Origin of the sequence: Staphylococcus chromogenes, from assembly GCF_029024625.1 — a bacterium.
In the GTDB taxonomy this organism is placed as follows: Bacteria; Bacillota; Bacilli; order Staphylococcales; family Staphylococcaceae; genus Staphylococcus; species Staphylococcus chromogenes.
In genome coordinates this window covers 2,040,342-2,057,803 of record NZ_CP118953.1, presented here as the reverse complement: position 1 = coordinate 2,057,803, position 17,462 = coordinate 2,040,342, and the positions used below count along the sequence as shown (strand labels likewise).

Annotated in this window: 21 protein-coding genes; 12 read left to right on the top strand and 9 right to left on the bottom strand. The window is 36.9% G+C overall.

The features are described 5' to 3' along the window. Positions 1–16: 16 nt before the first annotated feature. Genes PYW36_RS10075 through PYW36_RS10065 form a run of 3 tightly spaced genes read right to left on the bottom strand, consistent with a single transcriptional unit; the run spans position 17 to position 3,100 of the window. Positions 17–1,060 (bottom strand): Gfo/Idh/MocA family protein, encoded by a 1,044-nt coding sequence (locus PYW36_RS10075; protein ID WP_103159664.1) that lies wholly within the window; start codon positions 1,058–1,060, stop codon positions 17–19. Beyond that, positions 1,053–1,865, bottom strand: coding sequence for an HAD-IIB family hydrolase (locus PYW36_RS10070; RefSeq protein WP_037572897.1), 813 nt, complete (start codon positions 1,863–1,865; stop codon positions 1,053–1,055). The genes PYW36_RS10075 and PYW36_RS10070 overlap by 8 nt, the downstream gene beginning before the upstream one ends. Continuing rightward, positions 1,862–3,100, bottom strand: a complete 1,239-nt coding sequence (locus tag PYW36_RS10065) for a DegT/DnrJ/EryC1/StrS family aminotransferase (RefSeq protein ID WP_037572894.1) — start codon at positions 3,098–3,100, stop codon at positions 1,862–1,864. Before PYW36_RS10065 ends, PYW36_RS10070 begins: the two co-directional genes overlap by 4 nt. An 86-nt stretch (positions 3,101–3,186) precedes the next feature. Here PYW36_RS10065 and PYW36_RS10060 point away from each other — a divergent pair, with 86 nt between their 5' ends. Next, positions 3,187–4,167, top strand: a complete 981-nt coding sequence (locus PYW36_RS10060) for a LacI family DNA-binding transcriptional regulator (protein WP_037572892.1) — start codon at positions 3,187–3,189, stop codon at positions 4,165–4,167. 387 nt (positions 4,168–4,554) lie between these two features. Next, entirely contained in the window at positions 4,555–5,244 is a 690-nt protein-coding gene (locus tag PYW36_RS10055; protein WP_103159296.1) for an HAD family hydrolase, read from the top strand. A gap of 36 nt (positions 5,245–5,280) precedes the next feature. On the opposite strand, the gene PYW36_RS10050 is transcribed toward PYW36_RS10055, so the two are convergent. Beyond that, a complete protein-coding gene (locus PYW36_RS10050) occupies positions 5,281–5,946 on the bottom strand; it encodes a deoxynucleoside kinase (RefSeq protein WP_103159297.1) in 666 nt (221 codons plus the stop codon). After that, positions 5,939–6,556: a deoxynucleoside kinase gene (locus tag PYW36_RS10045; RefSeq protein WP_103159298.1), complete on the bottom strand. Its 618-nt coding sequence runs from the start codon at positions 6,554–6,556 to the stop codon at positions 5,939–5,941. The genes PYW36_RS10050 and PYW36_RS10045 overlap by 8 nt, the downstream gene beginning before the upstream one ends. Before the next feature lie 67 nt (positions 6,557–6,623). Between PYW36_RS10045 and tadA the strand changes: the two genes are divergently transcribed. The 3 genes from tadA to PYW36_RS10030 all read left to right on the top strand — a co-directional run bounded on the left by tadA (position 6,624) and on the right by PYW36_RS10030 (position 8,739). After that, positions 6,624–7,121 carry a tRNA adenosine(34) deaminase TadA gene (tadA, locus tag PYW36_RS10040; RefSeq protein ID WP_037572877.1) on the top strand — a complete coding sequence of 166 codons (498 nt, stop codon included), beginning with the start codon at positions 6,624–6,626 and terminating at the stop codon, positions 7,119–7,121. Positions 7,122–7,288: 167 nt separating this feature from the next. After that, positions 7,289–8,158: a Cof-type HAD-IIB family hydrolase gene (locus PYW36_RS10035; protein ID WP_103159299.1), complete on the top strand. Its 870-nt coding sequence runs from the start codon at positions 7,289–7,291 to the stop codon at positions 8,156–8,158. Between the two features lie 14 nt (positions 8,159–8,172). After that, the gene (locus PYW36_RS10030; RefSeq protein ID WP_103159300.1) at positions 8,173–8,739 is read left to right on the top strand and encodes an NADPH-dependent FMN reductase; all 567 of its coding nucleotides are present in this window, start codon (positions 8,173–8,175) and stop codon (positions 8,737–8,739) included. 57 nt (positions 8,740–8,796) lie between these two features. Here the strand turns inward: PYW36_RS10030 and folE2 are convergent, their stop codons facing one another. From folE2 to PYW36_RS10015, 3 genes are all read right to left on the bottom strand, one after another. Further along, a complete protein-coding gene (folE2, locus tag PYW36_RS10025; protein ID WP_103159301.1) occupies positions 8,797–9,675 on the bottom strand; it encodes a GTP cyclohydrolase FolE2 in 879 nt (292 codons plus the stop codon). 76 nt (positions 9,676–9,751) lie between these two features. Continuing rightward, entirely contained in the window at positions 9,752–10,441 is a 690-nt protein-coding gene (gene bshB2, locus PYW36_RS10020; protein ID WP_103159302.1) for a bacillithiol biosynthesis deacetylase BshB2, read from the bottom strand. 11 nt (positions 10,442–10,452) lie between these two features. Beyond that, a complete protein-coding gene (locus PYW36_RS10015) occupies positions 10,453–10,812 on the bottom strand; it encodes a YojF family protein (protein ID WP_037572861.1) in 360 nt (119 codons plus the stop codon). A 236-nt stretch (positions 10,813–11,048) separates the two neighbouring features. Here PYW36_RS10015 and nagB point away from each other — a divergent pair, with 236 nt between their 5' ends. From nagB to PYW36_RS09980, 7 genes are all read left to right on the top strand, one after another. After that, on the top strand, positions 11,049–11,777 hold the full coding sequence (gene nagB / locus PYW36_RS10010; RefSeq protein WP_037572858.1) for a glucosamine-6-phosphate deaminase: 729 nt from the start codon (positions 11,049–11,051) through the stop codon (positions 11,775–11,777). Positions 11,778–11,860: 83 nt separating this feature from the next. Then, positions 11,861–12,499: a 3-hexulose-6-phosphate synthase gene (hxlA, locus tag PYW36_RS10005; RefSeq protein WP_037572855.1), complete on the top strand. Its 639-nt coding sequence runs from the start codon at positions 11,861–11,863 to the stop codon at positions 12,497–12,499. 1 nt (position 12,500) lies between these two features. Then, positions 12,501–13,046 carry a 6-phospho-3-hexuloisomerase gene (hxlB, locus tag PYW36_RS10000; protein ID WP_037572853.1) on the top strand — a complete coding sequence of 182 codons (546 nt, stop codon included), beginning with the start codon at positions 12,501–12,503 and terminating at the stop codon, positions 13,044–13,046. A gap of 134 nt (positions 13,047–13,180) precedes the next feature. Further along, positions 13,181–14,539 (top strand): AMP-binding protein, encoded by a 1,359-nt coding sequence (locus tag PYW36_RS09995; protein WP_229717266.1) that lies wholly within the window; start codon positions 13,181–13,183, stop codon positions 14,537–14,539. Then, entirely contained in the window at positions 14,532–15,677 is a 1,146-nt protein-coding gene (locus PYW36_RS09990; RefSeq protein ID WP_103159303.1) for a thiolase family protein, read from the top strand. The genes PYW36_RS09995 and PYW36_RS09990 overlap by 8 nt, the downstream gene beginning before the upstream one ends. After that, positions 15,646–16,002 carry a hypothetical protein gene (locus PYW36_RS09985; RefSeq protein WP_037572843.1) on the top strand — a complete coding sequence of 119 codons (357 nt, stop codon included), beginning with the start codon at positions 15,646–15,648 and terminating at the stop codon, positions 16,000–16,002. The genes PYW36_RS09990 and PYW36_RS09985 overlap by 32 nt, the downstream gene beginning before the upstream one ends. Continuing rightward, positions 16,002–16,271: a hypothetical protein gene (locus tag PYW36_RS09980; RefSeq protein WP_103159304.1), complete on the top strand. Its 270-nt coding sequence runs from the start codon at positions 16,002–16,004 to the stop codon at positions 16,269–16,271. The genes PYW36_RS09985 and PYW36_RS09980 overlap by 1 nt, the downstream gene beginning before the upstream one ends. Before the next feature lie 259 nt (positions 16,272–16,530). Here the strand turns inward: PYW36_RS09980 and thiD are convergent, their stop codons facing one another. Then, positions 16,531–17,361 carry a bifunctional hydroxymethylpyrimidine kinase/phosphomethylpyrimidine kinase gene (gene thiD / locus PYW36_RS09975; RefSeq protein WP_103159305.1) on the bottom strand — a complete coding sequence of 277 codons (831 nt, stop codon included), beginning with the start codon at positions 17,359–17,361 and terminating at the stop codon, positions 16,531–16,533. Positions 17,362–17,462: the final 101 nt, after the last annotated feature.

Sequence of the window (17,462 nt, the reverse complement as noted above, 5' to 3'; positions counted from 1 at the left end):
AGAACATGGGATTTACTCATTTGAATTCGATATACTGTTTTTGTTGGTGGCTATTAATACAGTGCTCTAAAACTTCTTGGGCTCTCAAACCATCCTCAAAAGTTGAGATTGATGTTTCTTTTCTATTTTTGATAGCCTCTAAAAATTTTATATGTGTATGATAAAAGCTATCTTTCCACCCGTAGAATTCATTTTCTGGATCAATGTATGTTCTCTCATCTAATTGGACTATCTCTTGAATACCATCGTTATTCACAGTAACTACTCCACCATTTTTTGAGGAAAATTTGATTTCACCATTACGACCTGAAATAGAAATGTAGAAACCACATAAATCTTCATCACAAGCTTTAGAAGTCTCTATATGAATATATTGACCGTTACTAGTCATAAAAAATGTTTCTGAATGATCATCAACTTGTACTCTATTATCACTTTTTTGCTTTACTTTAGTCATCATTTTAGTTTTAATTGTTTCTACCTTTACATTACTGTCAGTAATATAAGTCGCTAAATCGAGAAGATGAACCCCCAAATCTCCTAAGGCACCACTACTTAATTTTGAACTTCCATCGTCTCTCCAAGTAAAAGTTTTTCTTCTATAAGCACTATTTTTTAGAAATGCCATATGAATAGATATAATTTCACCTATTTTATCATCCTTTATTAGATCCATAATCTTTTTAACAACAGTCAAGTTTCTATAATTTAGGTTTATACTTTTTATGTTTTGAATATTATTATAGTGTCTTATTATATTTGTTTCAGTAAGATTACTGGTTAACGGCTTTTCACATAATACATCACAATTATGATTTAAAGATTTAACAATATGATCTACATGACAAAAGTTTGGCGAGCATATGACAGCAATGTCCACTTTTTCTAACATAGAATGAATATCTTCAAATGGAGTCGTATTAAATTTTAAGCAAAAATTTTCTAAATTATCTTCAACTATATCATGGGCACCAAAAAGGTATGCATTAGGGAGGTCTTTTATAATTTCAGCGTGTATTTTAGCAATACCGCCTGTACCAATAATTCCATAATTAATCATTTTTATCACCTATGAATTCTCTGACATGTGTAAATATACCTTTGTAGTAAGGATATTTTGTGTTTTTAAATTTGCTTTTCATTTCCTCATCTTTACTGTTAGACATAATAAATGCATGGTCTAAGTATTGTAAGAACTCTTCATCGTTCCCACTATCCCCAAAACCAACAATTGATTTTCGAGGAATACTATACTTACGCATCAAAAATTTTGTTGCATATAACTTTCCAGCATTTTTAGGAGTAAAATCAATATCGTAAGCGTTTTCTGGGTCTCCCGCTAAAGGATTACAACGATTAAACCTCGCAGTATAATTTCTTGTTTCAGAATACTGGATAAGATCTTTTAAGATTGCTTTATCTAAATTAGTATCTCCTGAAGAATAAAAATAAAAATTGTACAGTGTTTCTTTTTCGCGAAAATCTCTTTGTTGTATAAACTCCACTTTATGTTTAAAAGAAATATAATTTAATATATCTAATATATCTTCTAATAGAAATGTTTCAGTTAATACTTCTTTTTTATATTCATCCGATTCTATATATTCGTAGTTATTCCATGTGTACATTTTAGAACTTAAGTCGGAAAAAATATGTTTTGGTTTATATGACATACCAGCTTTTAGCATTTTTTCAAGTACATTCTCTATAGTACTTCCTGTTAAAATCGCCGTAATAGCATTATTATTAGCAGAAATTTTCTGTAATAATTCTTCCATTTCTTTTAAATAATATATATCAGTTTGATTAGTATTATGTTTGTAATACGTTTCATCAAAGTCAAATAATATTAAATTTCTTGTCACCTTAATCCCTCCAGTATCGTTCTTAAATTGCTAATAACATATTCTTGTTCTTCATTCGTCAAATCAGGATATAAAGGTAAACATAATAATTCTTTGTGTATTTTTTCGGTGTTTGGAAGCGAAATTATTTTCTTGTAAGTTATTTGTTCGTGGCTTAAGTATGGATAATATATCTCGGATTGAATGCCAACTTTTTCAAGTTCTGATTTTACAAAGTCTCTCTTGTTATTTTTGATTCTGATAGGGTATAGATGCCACACAGATTTATCATCAAATGTAGGAAGAATAATATTTTCCATATCGCTTAATTTTTGATTATATTTTTCTGCAATTTTTAGTCTTCTGTACTGATTAAAGGTTAAATATTCCATTCTAACAATTCCTATTAGTGCTTGTGTGTTATCAATTTTTGAATTAAAACCAAAATCGATGATTTTCTTGTTTTTTTCTTTTAAGTCAAATCCGTGATAACTAATTAATCTACATTTATAATCTAATTCGGCATTATTAGTTATTATAGCTCCCGCTTTACCGCAAACACCTAAATTTTTATACGGATTAAAACTCAATGCAGCTAAATCAGAATGCATTCCTACCTCTTCTAAGCCAATTCCCTGACAGGCATCCTCAATTACTTTAATGTCATATTCTAAAGCTATCTCTTTAATTTTTAACATATTGCAAAAACGACCATATAAATGAACAGGTAAAATAGCTTTTGTCTTTGAGGTGATCAGGTTTTTAATTGATGTAGGACAAATAGTAAAGTCGTCTTTGACATCAGCATAAACAGGCGTGGCTCCTATAGATACAACAGCATTTTCTGTTGCTGCAAAACTATTTGAAGGTAGAATAACTTCATCACCCGCCGTTACTCCTAGAGAGAGTAATCCAATTGTTAAAGCTGCAGTTCCACTAGATAATGCAATTACATGATTAATGGATAGATACTCAGAAAGGTACTGTTCAAATTCATCAATATATTTGCCACTTGTATATTTTCCAGTAGGTAAAAAATTTTTTAATACATTCATGATTTTCTCTGTCTCATCTTCTCTTATCAAACGATTTACTGGCATGAACTCTACGTTTTGAACATCCCTATTCACTGACAAGGTTTGTTTTGTGTTGTTGATTTCACTACAAAGAAATTTGTTTGCATGGATTTCAGAGTGTTTTTTTAACTCTTGAATATTATTGCGAAAATTAAAAATACTACTAGATTTTAATGTCATAGCTACACCGCCTTGATTATGATAAACTTATCTTAAATTATGGGAACATTCCCATGTCAATAGAGTTTTTTTCTGGAGGGGAATAAATGGATATTTTTGATGTCGCTAAAGCGTGCAATGTTTCAAAATCTACTGTGTCTAGGATATTAAATAATCATCCATATGTTAATGAGGAGAAAAGAAAAAGAGTCCTACAATACATTGAAGAAAATAATTATGTTCCTAATAACATTGCTACATATTTTAGAAATAGAACTACTAAGTCAATCGGTATTTCAATACCTTATATTGATCACCCCTTTTTTTCTAAAGTTTCATATGAATTAACCAAAAATTTTTATGAAGATGGTTATAAATCATTTATTCATCAGACATTTTGTTCACCAAATAAAGAAGAAGAAGTATTGATATCATTAAAGAAAAATGAAATTGACGCAGTCATTTTGTGTTCAGTAGAAAATCAAGTTGATATTATTGAAGAATACTCTAAATATGGGTTGATTATATCTAGTAATGATACTAATCAAACTAAGAGTATATCTAATTTTCATTTTGATGAGTTTAATATAGGAAAAGATGCTACTGAATACTTAATAAAAAAGGGGATAAATAATATTGCAATATGCATTGACAATCCTTTTAATGGCGCTCAAAAATTGCGGTTAGAAGGATATAAAGAAGCTCTTTTAGAAAATAAAATAAATTTTAAAGAAGAATACATTTTTTCATCAGCGTTTACTATTGATGATGGTATAAAGATTGGTATGAAAATCCGAGAAAGTCATAAAGAAATACAAGGAATATATACTGGCAATGATTACGTTTCAGCAGGGATTTTTAGGGTTCTAGGAAATGAAGTGTTTTTAATTGGAACTGACAATCATGATATATGCAAAATTTTAACTCCTCAACTTTCCAGTGTTTCCCTCCCTATTGAAAGAATGGCAAAAGATATAAGTAGTCACGTAATCAAACAACTGTCATTAAATGAAAAAGAGGTAATAGATAAATTATATTCTTATAGGATTATTAGTGATTCTGTTGCAATCACCTCAAAATATAGTTAATCATTGATTAAACATATTTGTTTTACCGTAACTAAACTATATATGCTTGATTTCGTGACGACTAAGAAATATAGCTCTGAAGAGACGTGTGCTTCTCTTTAAATAGTCCATAAATACTTTCATTGTCTCTTAGTTTATTTTTCGATGTAATAATTATTACTTCAATATCTGGTTATTCTGATATCTTCATATTTACTTGAAACGTTTTTAGTGGTTTCCCTATCTAAAATGACAATAATCAATACTAATATTTCTCCTATTGAAGTCTTAATTTTTAACTTTTTGATACGAATATAGAACATTAGTGATAAGGAGACTAAATTTTAAAGAGAAACATGTGTGAATATTGTCTTTTGTATTTTTTATCATCAAATAGGAGGTGCTAATATGTCAGAAGACATTTGGATTATATTTGATAAAGACGGAACATTAATTCATTTTGATGAAAGTTGGGTGAAAATAGGGATTCAATTAGTCGAAGCGGTCTGTGATCATTTTCAAATTGAAGCGAGCGCAGAGGTTAAAAAACGGCTAGGCATCGAGGGTGAGGCCTTTCAACCGGGAAGTATCATGGCTTCAGGGACGTTAGAGGATATGGTCGCAGTTTTTAATGAATCTACTGATGAGGATACTTTGCATTATACAGCGCAAAAGAGCCAAGCATTGATTGATACACGAGAACCTGAAGTCAATGTTATTGAAGGGATTGAATCGATGCTTCACACCTTAAAATCAGAAGGCTATCGTTTAGGTATTTTAACGAGTGATAATCGTAAGGGGATGCAACATTTTTTTGATAAAACACATTTTGAGCCGTTGTTTGATATCGTGATTTCAACCAACGGGGATAATTTTGAAAAGCCGGATCCCCGTATTTTACAGCCGTTATGGGAGAGAGGCGTTCAAGGAAAGTCTCTCATTTTTGTTGGCGACACAGATAATGATATGTTGACGGGGAAAAATGTCAATGCCAAACAAACGATAGGGGTCAAAACAGGATTAGGGTCTCAAGCAACTTTTCAAGAGGCAAACGTGATTATCAATGATGTCACAGAACTTCCAACTATATTAAAATAAAACCCATTGAACATGAACGTTCAATGGGTTTGCTGATTATTTTCGTTGATCGACTTGGCGATGCGTTTGAATAATGTGACCGACTTTTTCAAGAACGGCATCGATAGAATCTGGGTCTTCGTATAAATCATACTCATTGATGTTGACGCGTACGACGGGACACGCGTTAAACTGATTAATCCATGCATCATAGCGCGCAAACAATTTTTTCCAATATTCAGGATCCGTATTCATTTCCATTTCGCGCCCACGTGAATGAATGCGATTTAACACACTTTTATAGTCCGATTCTAAATAAATTAAAACGTCAGGTTTAGGGAAATACGGTGTCATAACCATTGCGTTGAAAAGATTAGAATACGTTTCAAAATCTTCCGGTGTCATAGTGCCTTGTTCTTCATGCATCTTGGCAAAGATATCGACATCTTCGTAAATTGAACGGTCCTGTATGAAGCCACCGCCATATTCAAACATGCGTTTTTGTTCTTTAAAACGCTCTGCTAAGAAGTAGATTTGAAGGTGGAAACTCCAACGTGTGAAATCGTCGTAAAATTTATCTAAATAGGGATTGTGATCTACATTTTCAAAAGATGTTTTAAAGTTTAATTTGTCCGCAAGTGCTTGTGTCAACGACGATTTACCGACACCGACAGTGCCTGCAATCGTGATGACCGCATTTGAGGGGATACCATAGTTATTCAAAAGTTTGTCCTCCAATTAATTCGTTAATTTGTTTTAAAATTGTGTCATAATCTTTTGGATGATTGACGAAATCTAAATTTGTTGTATCGATGCGTAAGACGTGATGTCCGTTTGCTTTTAGTGATTTATAATATGCAAGATAATCGGCCTTTAATTTGAGCAAATAGTCATCTTCAATGTGAACTTCAAAATCTCGATTTCTTGTTTTGATGCGCTCTTTCAAACGAAAAAGGTCAGCATCTAAAAAGACAATATAATCGGGCATCTTTAAATCTTCCGTTAAAATATCAAAAATTCTTGAAAATTTATCGAATTCTAAAGTTGACAACGTATTTCGTGCGAAAATTTTATTTTTATAAATATGATAGTCGCTTACGATACCTTGATCCATTACTTCAAGGTCTTGATAATCTTTGTAGCGATGACATAAGAAGAACATTTCGGTTTGAAAACTCCATTTTGAGATATCTTCATAGAAATCGGACAAAAAGGGGTTCTCGCCTACAATTTCTTTTGCTTCGTAAAAATGATAAGATTGACTCAACTTATGCGCTAACGAAGATTTGCCCACACCAATTGGGCCTTCTATAGCTATAAAGGGTTTGTCCATAGTTTCTATCTCCAATTTTTATTTTCATCAGTATTACAAATTTTATCACAAGTTAGGATGTTTCTGTATGAGAAGTCATGAATTTTATATGTCGATTGCGATTGAGGCGGCACGTGAAGCCGAAAAATTAGGTGAAGTTCCGATTGGAGCAGTGATAGTGAAAGACGATGAAATCATTGCCACGGCTTATAATTTACGTGAAACTGCACAATTACCGATGGCGCATGCAGAACATATCGCGATTGAACGTGCGGCTCAAAAGTTGGGGACTTGGCGATTAGAAGGTTGCACGTTGTATGTGACACTTGAGCCATGTGTCATGTGTTCTGGCACCATTGTTATGAGTCGTATTGACACTGTCGTTTATGGCGCAAAAGATCCTAAGGGGGGATGTAGTGGGAGTTTGATGAATCTCATACAAGATCCTCGAATGAATCATCGTGTCACACTCGTCACAGGTGTGCTGGCTTATTCTTGTGGGCAATTGTTGAAAAACTTTTTTAAGCGCTTGAGGGAAGAAAAGAAGCGGACAAACAAATCGGAGTACAATTCAACGCAATTTTGATAAAATATAAAGCATATTATGCGCCGTATTGATTCGTGCGAGAGGATATTAAAGTTCCAATAAGGACACGTTTAGGCAATCTATTCTCTGTTAAATGTATAAGAACAAAGCAAAACGGCGCCAACTTAAAACGTAGTCAAGGACATAAATAGAGTGAGGTAAATGAGATGGTAAAATTAATAGCAACTGACATGGATGGGACATTATTAAACGCTGCTCACGAAGTTTCAGAGGAAAATGTAAAAGCGATTCAATATGCACAAGAACAAGGCATTACTGTTGTTATTGCGACAGGACGCGCTTTTTATGAAGCGAATGACCCCATCCAACCCACAGGCTTAAAAGTGCCTTATATTTGTTTGAATGGGGCAGAAGTACGTGATGAATGTTTCGATATTGTGCATACCTCCAATTTAAATCATGAGCTCTATCAACGCATTCGTGATGTGTTAGCTGAAGAAAATATTTTTTATCAAGTCTATACAAATTTAGGGATTTATACAGAAGATCCTGAACGAGATTTAGCGATTTATTTAGATATTGCGAAACAGGCAGGTCAAACCCCGAATGTTGAAAAAATTCGTGAACATATTCAACACCGTATTGATGTGGGGTCTTTGAAAGTGGTCGATAATTATGACCAAGTAGAAGATATTCCTGGAGAGTTAATTATGAAAGTACTCGCACATGATGTCGATCTTGAAAAAGTAACTCGTGCGAAAGCCCGTTTAGAAAAAAGTGGAAACTTGGCGGTCTCCTCATCTGCACGTGGTAATATTGAAATCACACATATCGATGCACAAAAAGGCCTGGCCGTTAGAACAATAGCGGACCAATTAGGTATTGATATGAAGGATGTCATGGCTGTCGGAGACAATTTAAACGATAAATCAATGTTAGAAGTGGTGGGCTATCCTATCGCCATGGAAAACGCATTACCTGAATTAAAAGACATTGCATCGTATGTCACAGATACGAATGAACAAAGTGGCGTTGCGAAAGCTATTTATCATGTCATTGAAAAATCAAAAAACTAGGAGTGGAAAAAATTATGAAAGGTTTAATTCTCGTTGGGAGCGCAACTCCCAATTCACATACACGTGCGCTAGCGCAATATTTAAAAGGACAAATTGAGGAACAATATCATGAAGTTGAAATTTTTGATTTAGCTGAACGTCCATTGCATATGTTGGATTTCTCAGGTCAAAATCCTGTACCAGAGGCTTATCAAAATAATGCGGAACAATTGAAAACACTTGCGAGAGAAGCAGACTTCATTATTTTAGGAACGCCGAACTATCATGGGTCATTCTCAGGCAGTCTCAAAAACGCATTAGACTATCTCACAATGGATGACTTTAAAATGAAACCTGTGGGTCTTGTGAACAACAGTGGCGGCATTGTGAGTGCCGAACCGCTTTCTCATCTCAGAATTATTGTCCGTTCTTTATTAGGCATTGCCGTTCCAACACAAATTGCGACGCACAGTTCAGATTATGACAAGTTAGAAGATGGCACTTTATATTTAAGTAACGATGAGTTACAACTTCGTGCTAAACTGTTTATCGACCAAATTTTATCATTTGCGAATAACAGTCCTTATGAACACTTAAAATAGAGAAAAAGCCTGAGTGAAGGGATGCCAAAAAGGGCACCTTCAACTCAGGCTGTTTTTTTATTTACGGTATTTTAATTTTGCGAATGCATCATGTTGGTGAATCGATTCTTCATTACGACATTCAATATCAAAACCATCTAACCAGTCTAATTCTACAAGGTCAGCGGCAATTAAACGAATTAAATCTTCGACAAAACGTGGGTTTTCATAAGCACGTTCAGTTACACGCTTTTCATCAGGGCGTTTTAAGATGGGATAAAGCATAGAGCTTGCATTGGCTTCCATCGCATCTAGAATGATTTCTTTATAGTCTTGCGTAAGTGACGCTGCTTTATCGATGTACGCTTTCACCGTAATGATACCACGTTGGTTGTGCGCAGAGTACTCACTAATTTCTTTAGAACAAGGACATAGCGTTGTCACTGCGGCTTCGATAGTCAATTCTTTGCGCGTCGTTGTATCCCCTTTAACTGCTAATCCATAAGTGACATCCGCATGGCCGAGGGCTTTAATATCAGTGACCGGGCTTCGGCGTTCGAAAAACCATTTTCCTGAAACATCGACGCCAGCACTATGTTGTTTCATGTGTGATTTTAAACGGTTAAGCAATTGAGTCAATGTTTCAAAATCTAAGCGAATACCGTTATCGTATTCAGCTTCGACCGCTTCTAATATACGACTCATATTAATGCCTTTTTCATCTTTGTTCAAACTTGTTGAAAAGCTAAAGTTGCCAGCCGTTTGAAAGGCATCAATCCACACAGGGTATACTAAATTTTTAATTCCGACTTCTTCTATTTCAAATAAAAAGTTTTTATGTGTACTTTGAAGGTCTGTCATTTCAGCTTTCGTCGTTGGTTTTGTTCCTGGTATAGGGTCTACAGAACCAAAATGTTTCCAACGACCTTCTCGTGTTGATAAATCAAATTCAGTCATATTTCTTCCTCCACTTTATTTGCTCTTTCTAGTAAGAGAGAGGAGTGTTTTACTTTCTCTTACTGACTCATCTTTTTTATTTTGGCGTGTCGTTGAAATGATACGTCCAAAAGGTCTCTCGTGTTAAAAATGCCGTTGCATCCGCGGGCGCACCTGAAGCTTGGCCTTGTGGATTCGCAAGTTGTGCCAAAAATGGGCCCGTTTGAGATTGATGGGCTTCAAATGCTTTTAATTTACGTTCTTTATATTCAGAAATGTCGTTCACGATATCAGGTTCCCCTAGCTCGTCAACGGCATCGTTACTAAATGCGACAAGTTGTAATTTTGGTCGTTTGGCTTCAGGGAGACGTTGAACCGTACGTACAACAGCCTCTGCTGTCGCTTCGTGATCAGGATGTACAGCATAGCCAGGATAAAATGAAATAATCGTTGTTGGCTGTGTTTCGTCAATGAGTTGTTGGACCATGGCATCCATTTCATCGTGAGGCTCAAATTCAACCGTTTTGTCACGTAAACCCATTTTACGTAAATGCGTAATACCAATAACTTCAGCTGCTTTTTCTAATTCGCGTTCACGAATATGAGGCAAAGATTCACGTGTTGCAACAGGAGGATTCCCAAGATTACGTCCCATTTGCCCAAGTGTCAGGCAGGCGTACGTGACAGGAACACCTTCACTTGCAAATCGTGCTAATGTACCCGCTGACGAAAAAGTTTCATCATCTGGATGGGGAAAAATAACTAATACATGTTGTTCCATTGCCATAAAAATGCCTCCTATATTTCAAAAGCTTGTCGACTAATTTCAAGTGCAGCCGCAAGTTGTCCTTCAAAATTAAACCCTGCGATGAGCAAAGCATCGTTCTCATCGACCTCATAATGGGTTAATCCTTGCACATAGACCCAACCGAGATTATCTAATTTTAGACCGATACGGTAGGGTTCTTTGCCGCCACCTTTTAATTGTGCATGCTGATAATTAACTTGAATATTACGTAAAAAAGTACCTGCATTGAAAACACGTTGATCGAAATGGCTCGCATACGCACCATTAGTCGTTTCAACGTGTAAATAGACAGGTTGGTTTGCATATTGATCCAATAAAGATTGGAGTTTGTCTTCTGTGATAAGTTGCAAAACGTTCACTGCCTCCCCGATATGATTATCTGTCTATTTTACTAAAAAATGTGACAAATTTGTATATGTATGCTCACTTTATGTTGTAAAATCCAAAAAGAGATTTCTCCGGTGAGATTTTAACTGTATTTGTTTGGCGTAAAAGGAGTTCACGTTGTATGGTAATACTAAAGAGAGAAACAAATCATTGAGGTACAAGATAGGCGCTTGTGCGTATCAAATAGGGAGTGAGTTGTTTGAAGATTACAAATTTGGGGACACGAGACCGTGTTTCATTTTATGTTGCTACTGAACTCTATCAACAAATGTTACGTCATCCAAACAGTCGTTTAGGCTTGGCGACAGGAGGAACGATGGTTGATATGTATGCTTATTTGGTGGAATTACTGAATAAAAATCAACTGGATGTTTCGAAAGTGCATACATTTAATCTTGATGAATACGTCGGATTGCCTAAATCACATCCAGAGAGTTATGACTATTATATGCATGATATTTTATTTCATCGCTATCCGAAATTTACGGCATCTTTTCTGCATATTCCAGATGGTGTCGCTACAGATATTACCCAAGAGGCAAAACATTATGAAGCTTTACTTGATGAAGAAGGTCCAATTGATATTCAAATTCTAGGTATTGGTCAAAATGGGCACATTGGATTTAATGAACCTGGCACAGACTTTGAGAGTATTACCCATTGTGTGGATTTAACTGAAAGTACAATTGAAGCAAATAGCCGATATTTTGAGAATAAAGAAGACGTTCCGCGACAAGCGATTTCCATGGGTTTACAGTCGATTATGAAAGCGAAACGTATTATTTTAATTGCACTGGGGAGTTCAAAAAAAGAAGCAATGACAAAACTAACATCTGGACGTGTCACAGAGGATTTACCCGCTTCCATCTTACATCAACATCCTAATGTAGAAGTGTTTGTAGATGATGCTGCCATGCCTGATGCATAGGCAGAACGTTTGAACCCACATATTTTAGGGTATATTCTGAAACTGTAGTGAAAAAGATATACTAATGGAGGAATGATTTTATCATGGAATTACAATTAGCGATTGATTTATTAAATAAAGAAGAAGCAGCAGAATTAGCTAAAAAAGTGACAGATTATGTAGATATCGTTGAAATCGGTACGCCGATTGTGATTAATGAAGGTCTCCCTGCAGTACAACATTTAAAAGATAATGTGAAAGATGAAGACGTTAAAGTATTAGCGGACTTAAAAATTATGGATGCTGCAGACTATGAAGTGAGCCAAGCGATTAAATTCGGTGCGGATGTCGTAACGATTTTAGGTGTGGCTGAAGATGAATCTATTAAAAATGCTGTCGCTGAAGCACATAAACATGGCAAACAATTACTTGTTGACTTAATTGCAGTTCAAGATTTAGAAAAACGTGCAAAAGAAATTGACGCTATGGGTGCAGATTATATTGCGGTGCATACAGGTTATGACTTACAAGCACAAGGCCAATCACCACTTGAAAGTTTACGCAAAGTCAAATCAGTGATTAGTCAATCTAAAGTGGCAGTAGCGGGTGGTATTAAACCAGATACAATTAAAGAAGTCGTTGAGGAAAATCCAGACTTAATTATTGTTGGTGGCGGTATTGCAAATGCAGATGACCCAGCAGAAGCAGCAAAACAATGCCGTGACATCATGGAAGGTAAATAAGATGGCAAAACTGAATTATACCTTGATTTTAAATGAACTAGAACAAACACTAAGTGCTGTTAATGCAGAGGATGCCCATACGTTTGAACAAAAGGTTTTAGAGGCTAATGCCGTTTTTGTTTCAGGAAAAGGACGCTCTGGATTTGTCGCAAACAGTTTTGCGATGCGTTTGAATCAGTTAGGGCAACGTGCTTATGTTGTCGGTGAATCGACAACGCCATCGATTCAGCAAGGGGATGTCTTTATCATTATTTCGGGTTCTGGTTCAACTGCGCACTTAAAGTTACTAGCTGAAAAAGCCAAAGAAGTGGGGGCAGAAGTACTGCTCATCACTACAAAACCCGATTCTCCGATAGGTTCATTGGCAGACCTTGCGATCGAACTTCCAGCTGGAACAAAACATGATGCGGAAGGTTCAGATCAACCTTTAGGGAGTTTGTTTGAACAAAGTGCATTGATTTTACTTGATAGTCTGGTCCTCAATTTACAAGAACAATTAAAGATATCAGAAGAAAAGATGCAACAAAACCACGCGAATTTAGAATAAAATTGTAAAAGCTTCTATCTCTATAGTCTTGAATTAAGGCTATAGGATAGAAGTTTTTTCGTTTTGAGAGAGATGCTGAGACAAAGGCTTCTATGATAAAATGAACAAAATGTAGAAAAGAAGTGAGCATCTCAATGGAATTGTTGAAACGAATTGAACACTATGCCAAAACAGAAGCACAACGTGTGGCATTATACATCGATGATGAACAATTAAATTATGCCACTTTGCATGAGCGTGTTAAAGATGCGGCTTCGCGTCTCCCGGAATACGACCTGCCTCTCAATGTCGCCTTGTCTTTTTCCCGCATACAAGACTTTGTGGTGGCGTATTTGGCGGTGCTTTCTAAAGGAGGGACACCTTGGGTCATGGATACCAATTGGTCGGTCGCTCGCAAAAAAGCATTATATGAAACGTATGACATCCCTTATCTATGGGAGGATGAGACATTTTATCAAAGACAAAAGCAATTTCGGAAGTCTCTCGCGAGTGGGGTGTTACATGTGGGCTTTACTTCAGGGACGACGGGTTTACCTAAAGCCTTTTTGAGAGATGAAGCTTCGTGGATCGCCTCTTTTGAACAAAATGAAAAGCTCATGACGAGAGGCCGAGGAAAAAACCATATGCTCGTCGCCTTAGGACCTTATGCTCATTCTTTAACGCTATATGTCGTCATTTATGCCTTGTTTTACGGACGCACTTTTCTAGGACAAAATGACTATCACATTGAACGTTGTGCTTCTCGTATTGCGGATTACACGGACAATTGTAGTCTCTTTTTAGTGCCGACAATGGTTTATGATTGGCTACAACACGCCTCTCAAAATAATCACGTGAGCGAAGTGTTTATTTCAGGAGATAAACTGACTGAACAACGCCATCGTTTGTTAAAGAGAACCCTTCCGTCAGCCGCCATTTATGAGTTTTTTGGAACGTCAGAAGCAAGTTTTATTAGTGTGAATATGAATCAAACAGCTCCCCTCAATTCGGTCGGAAAAGTATTTCCGAATGTCCAAATAGATATTCGACATCAAGATGAAAAAGGGATTGGTCAACTTTTTGTAAAAAGTCCAATGACATTTTCGGGATATTTAGGAGACATTGCTTCTCAATGGATCAAAACAGGCGACTATGCCCACTTAAAAGGGGGCTATCTTTATTTACATGGACGGCTTCAAGATAGATTGATTATCGGGGGTAAAAATGTGTATCCTTCCGTGGTTGAGCAACAATTGAAGCAGCTCGAAGGAGTTCAAGACGTGATTATCGTGCGTCAACCACATACAAAATTTGGGGAGGTGGCGGTGGCTTTATATACAGGAACTCAAACCATATCGTACCGCCATATGAGAGCACAACTTGAAAAAGTCGTGTCACGTTATGAAACCCCTTCTAAGTGGATACGGGTTGAAAAGTTACCTTATACCTCAAGCGGTAAAGTTTCACGCCGCATAGCGCAACATTTATACGAAGGAGGGGATTTTAATGAATAAAGCTGTCATTGTAGCCGCGAAACGGATACCTATTGGTTTATATGGAGGCAAGCTCCACAAATGGGAAACTGAAGATTTGTTGAAACCGTTGTTTCGACATTTTAAGACGACGTTATCTTGTCCTCTAGAGGAATTGGATGATGTGATTTTAGGAAATGTGGTCGGGAACGGTGGGAATCTTGCTCGTAAAAGTTTACTTGAAGCGGGGATTCATCATAGTGTTTCGGGGTTAACCGTAGATAGACAGTGTGGTTCAGGATTAGAAGCGATACAGCTTGCCTGTCGTCTCGTAGAAAGTGGAGCAGGTGAATTTTATATCGCAGGCGGCGTTGAAAGCACGAGTCGAGCCCCATGGAAAATGAAACGCCCGACGTCTCTCTATCCTTCAGAACCGCCACAATTTTTTGAACGTGCTGCATTCGCGCCAGGGGGGCAAGACCCTTCAATGATTGAGGCGGCAGAGAATGTTGCGGAACAATTTCATATCTCTCGAGAAGATCAAGACGTATTTGCATACGAGAGCCATATGAAGGCAAGTGGAGTGCAGGCACAACAGCAGTTTGACAAAGAAATCGTTCCTTTAAAAGTTCAAGGGGAATGGATGACGCAAGATGAGGGGATTCGTCCGACGATTGAGTTAAGACGTCTCCATCGCTTAAAACCATTGCTTCCGAATGGTACCGTGACCGTCGGCAATTGCTGTTTAAAACACGATGGTGCAGCACTTGTGGTTGTCATGTCTGATACGAAAGCACGAAAGTTAGGCTTAACAGAAGGCCTTGTGTTTAAAGGCTATACAATCGAAGGCGTTCCACCTGAAATACTAGGGATAGGACTTATTCCTGCTGTGAAGCGTTTATTACATCAACAGCAACTGACGCTCTCTGAGATTGATGCGGTAGAATTAAATGAAGCATTTAGTTCACAAGTTTTGGCCTCACAACGCGAACTCGGGATAACAAAGCGCCAACTGAATCGTTATGGAGGCGCTCTTGCGATGGGGCATCCGTACAGTGCAAGTGGTGCTATTCTCGTGACGCGACTTTTTCACATGACAGAAGCGCATCGTACACTTGCGACGATGGGGATTGGAGGTGGCATGGGGAATGCAGCACTCTTCGAACGTTGGTCAGTCTGAAACAAAAATGCTAAAAATTGATATAGAAGCCGTGCGTCAATATCAGCGGTTGTGTGGTTGCCCAGAAACTGAAGAAATTCCGTTATTATTTTTGTCGCGATACTGGCGAGAGTTTGATATATTTGCGCCATTTGTAAAAGCCCCCATCCTGTTAGTTGAAACAGAGGTCGTGAAAAGGGAACCTATTCCATTCACAGATTCGCTTCAAGCTACATTAACATGGAGTGTAGCGCAAGACCTTAAAAGATTTAAACGTTTTCGCTTTGAACTTTCGTTACCCGGCCAAAATAAAATACGGCAAACATTTATACAAAAGGTGATGTAATGGAATTTAAAAGGGAAGAAGTTCGACAATATGTCGCACTAGTAAGAGATGAAAACCCACTTCATCCTGAAATTGTTCCTGGCCAACTGGTTGTGGAACGTCTATGGAGTACATTAAAGAGGATGCCTTCTCATTATCAAGTGAAGTATAAAAAGCCCGTGTATGTAGACACGCAATATACAATTGAACAAAAGGATCAACACCTGGTACTTAAAAGTGTGGCAGGAGACACGAAGTTAGAAATTATATTGAAGCGGACTGAGACATAGATTGGTTTAGTTGTTTTAAAGTAAGTGTTATAAACCCTGAAAAGCGCAGACGTCAGCTTGTCAGTTTCTGTCTATAAAATGGATGTTTGTTTTCGAACTGATCATTGAGAAATCTCAGCTTAGGGGCGATGTTTATTCATAAGTAACGATGCAACATCTAACTTTTTGTCCCTTGCTAGCATTAAAATAGCCATCAAAATTTATGCTTAAATAAATTTTGATGGCTTTCGAATGATAGATGGACGTTATTTTCTAACGATTATATTTCTTTGACATCTACGTCAATTTTTTCAATACGATTCGCAGCACCATGATCGACTGGACCTACAAAATCGTTCATTTTCCAACCATTTTTAATCGCTGAAGCTACGAACGCTTTGGCGTTAATCACTGCGTCTTTTGGTGTTAAACCATTAGCTAAGTTGGCTGTTGTTGCAGCTGCAAATGTACAACCTGCGCCGTGGTTGTAACTTTGTTGGAACATATCTGTTGTTAGTTGATAGAAAGTTTGACCATCGTAATACAAGTCGTATGATTTATCTTGGTCTAACGCTTTGCCACCTTTGATAACGACGTGTTGTGCCCCTTGTTGATGGATAATTTCTGCTGCTTTTTTCATGTCATCCATAGATTTTAATGTTCCTAATCCTGAAAGTTGACCCGCTTCGAAAAGGTTAGGTGTTACCACGGTTGCTTTTGGTAATAAATATTGAATCATTGCATCCGTATTACCTGGGTTTAATACTTCATCTTCCCCTTTACATACCATCACTGGGTCGACAACAAAATGTTTGGCACCAGATTCTGTAAATGCTTCTCCTGCGCGTTTAATGACTTCTTCAGTACCGAGCATCCCTGTCTTGACCGCATCAGGTCCAATACTGATGACTGTTTCAAGTTGCTTGTTGAACACATCAAAAGTAATCGGTGTTACATCATGTGACCATGTGGCTTTATCCATCGTTACGATGGCAGCAAGCGCCACCATGCCATACGTATCATGCTCTTGAAATGTTTTTAAGTCTGCTTGCATCCCTGCCCCAGCACTTGTATCAGAGCCAGCAATTGTTAATACTTTTTTTAATGCCATAATCCATACACTCCTCAGTTTCAGTTACTATTCATATCATATCACGCACGGCTCAAAGTGAAAATATATTCGTTTTTGCCGAGGCGAGTTTTTCAGTGAAT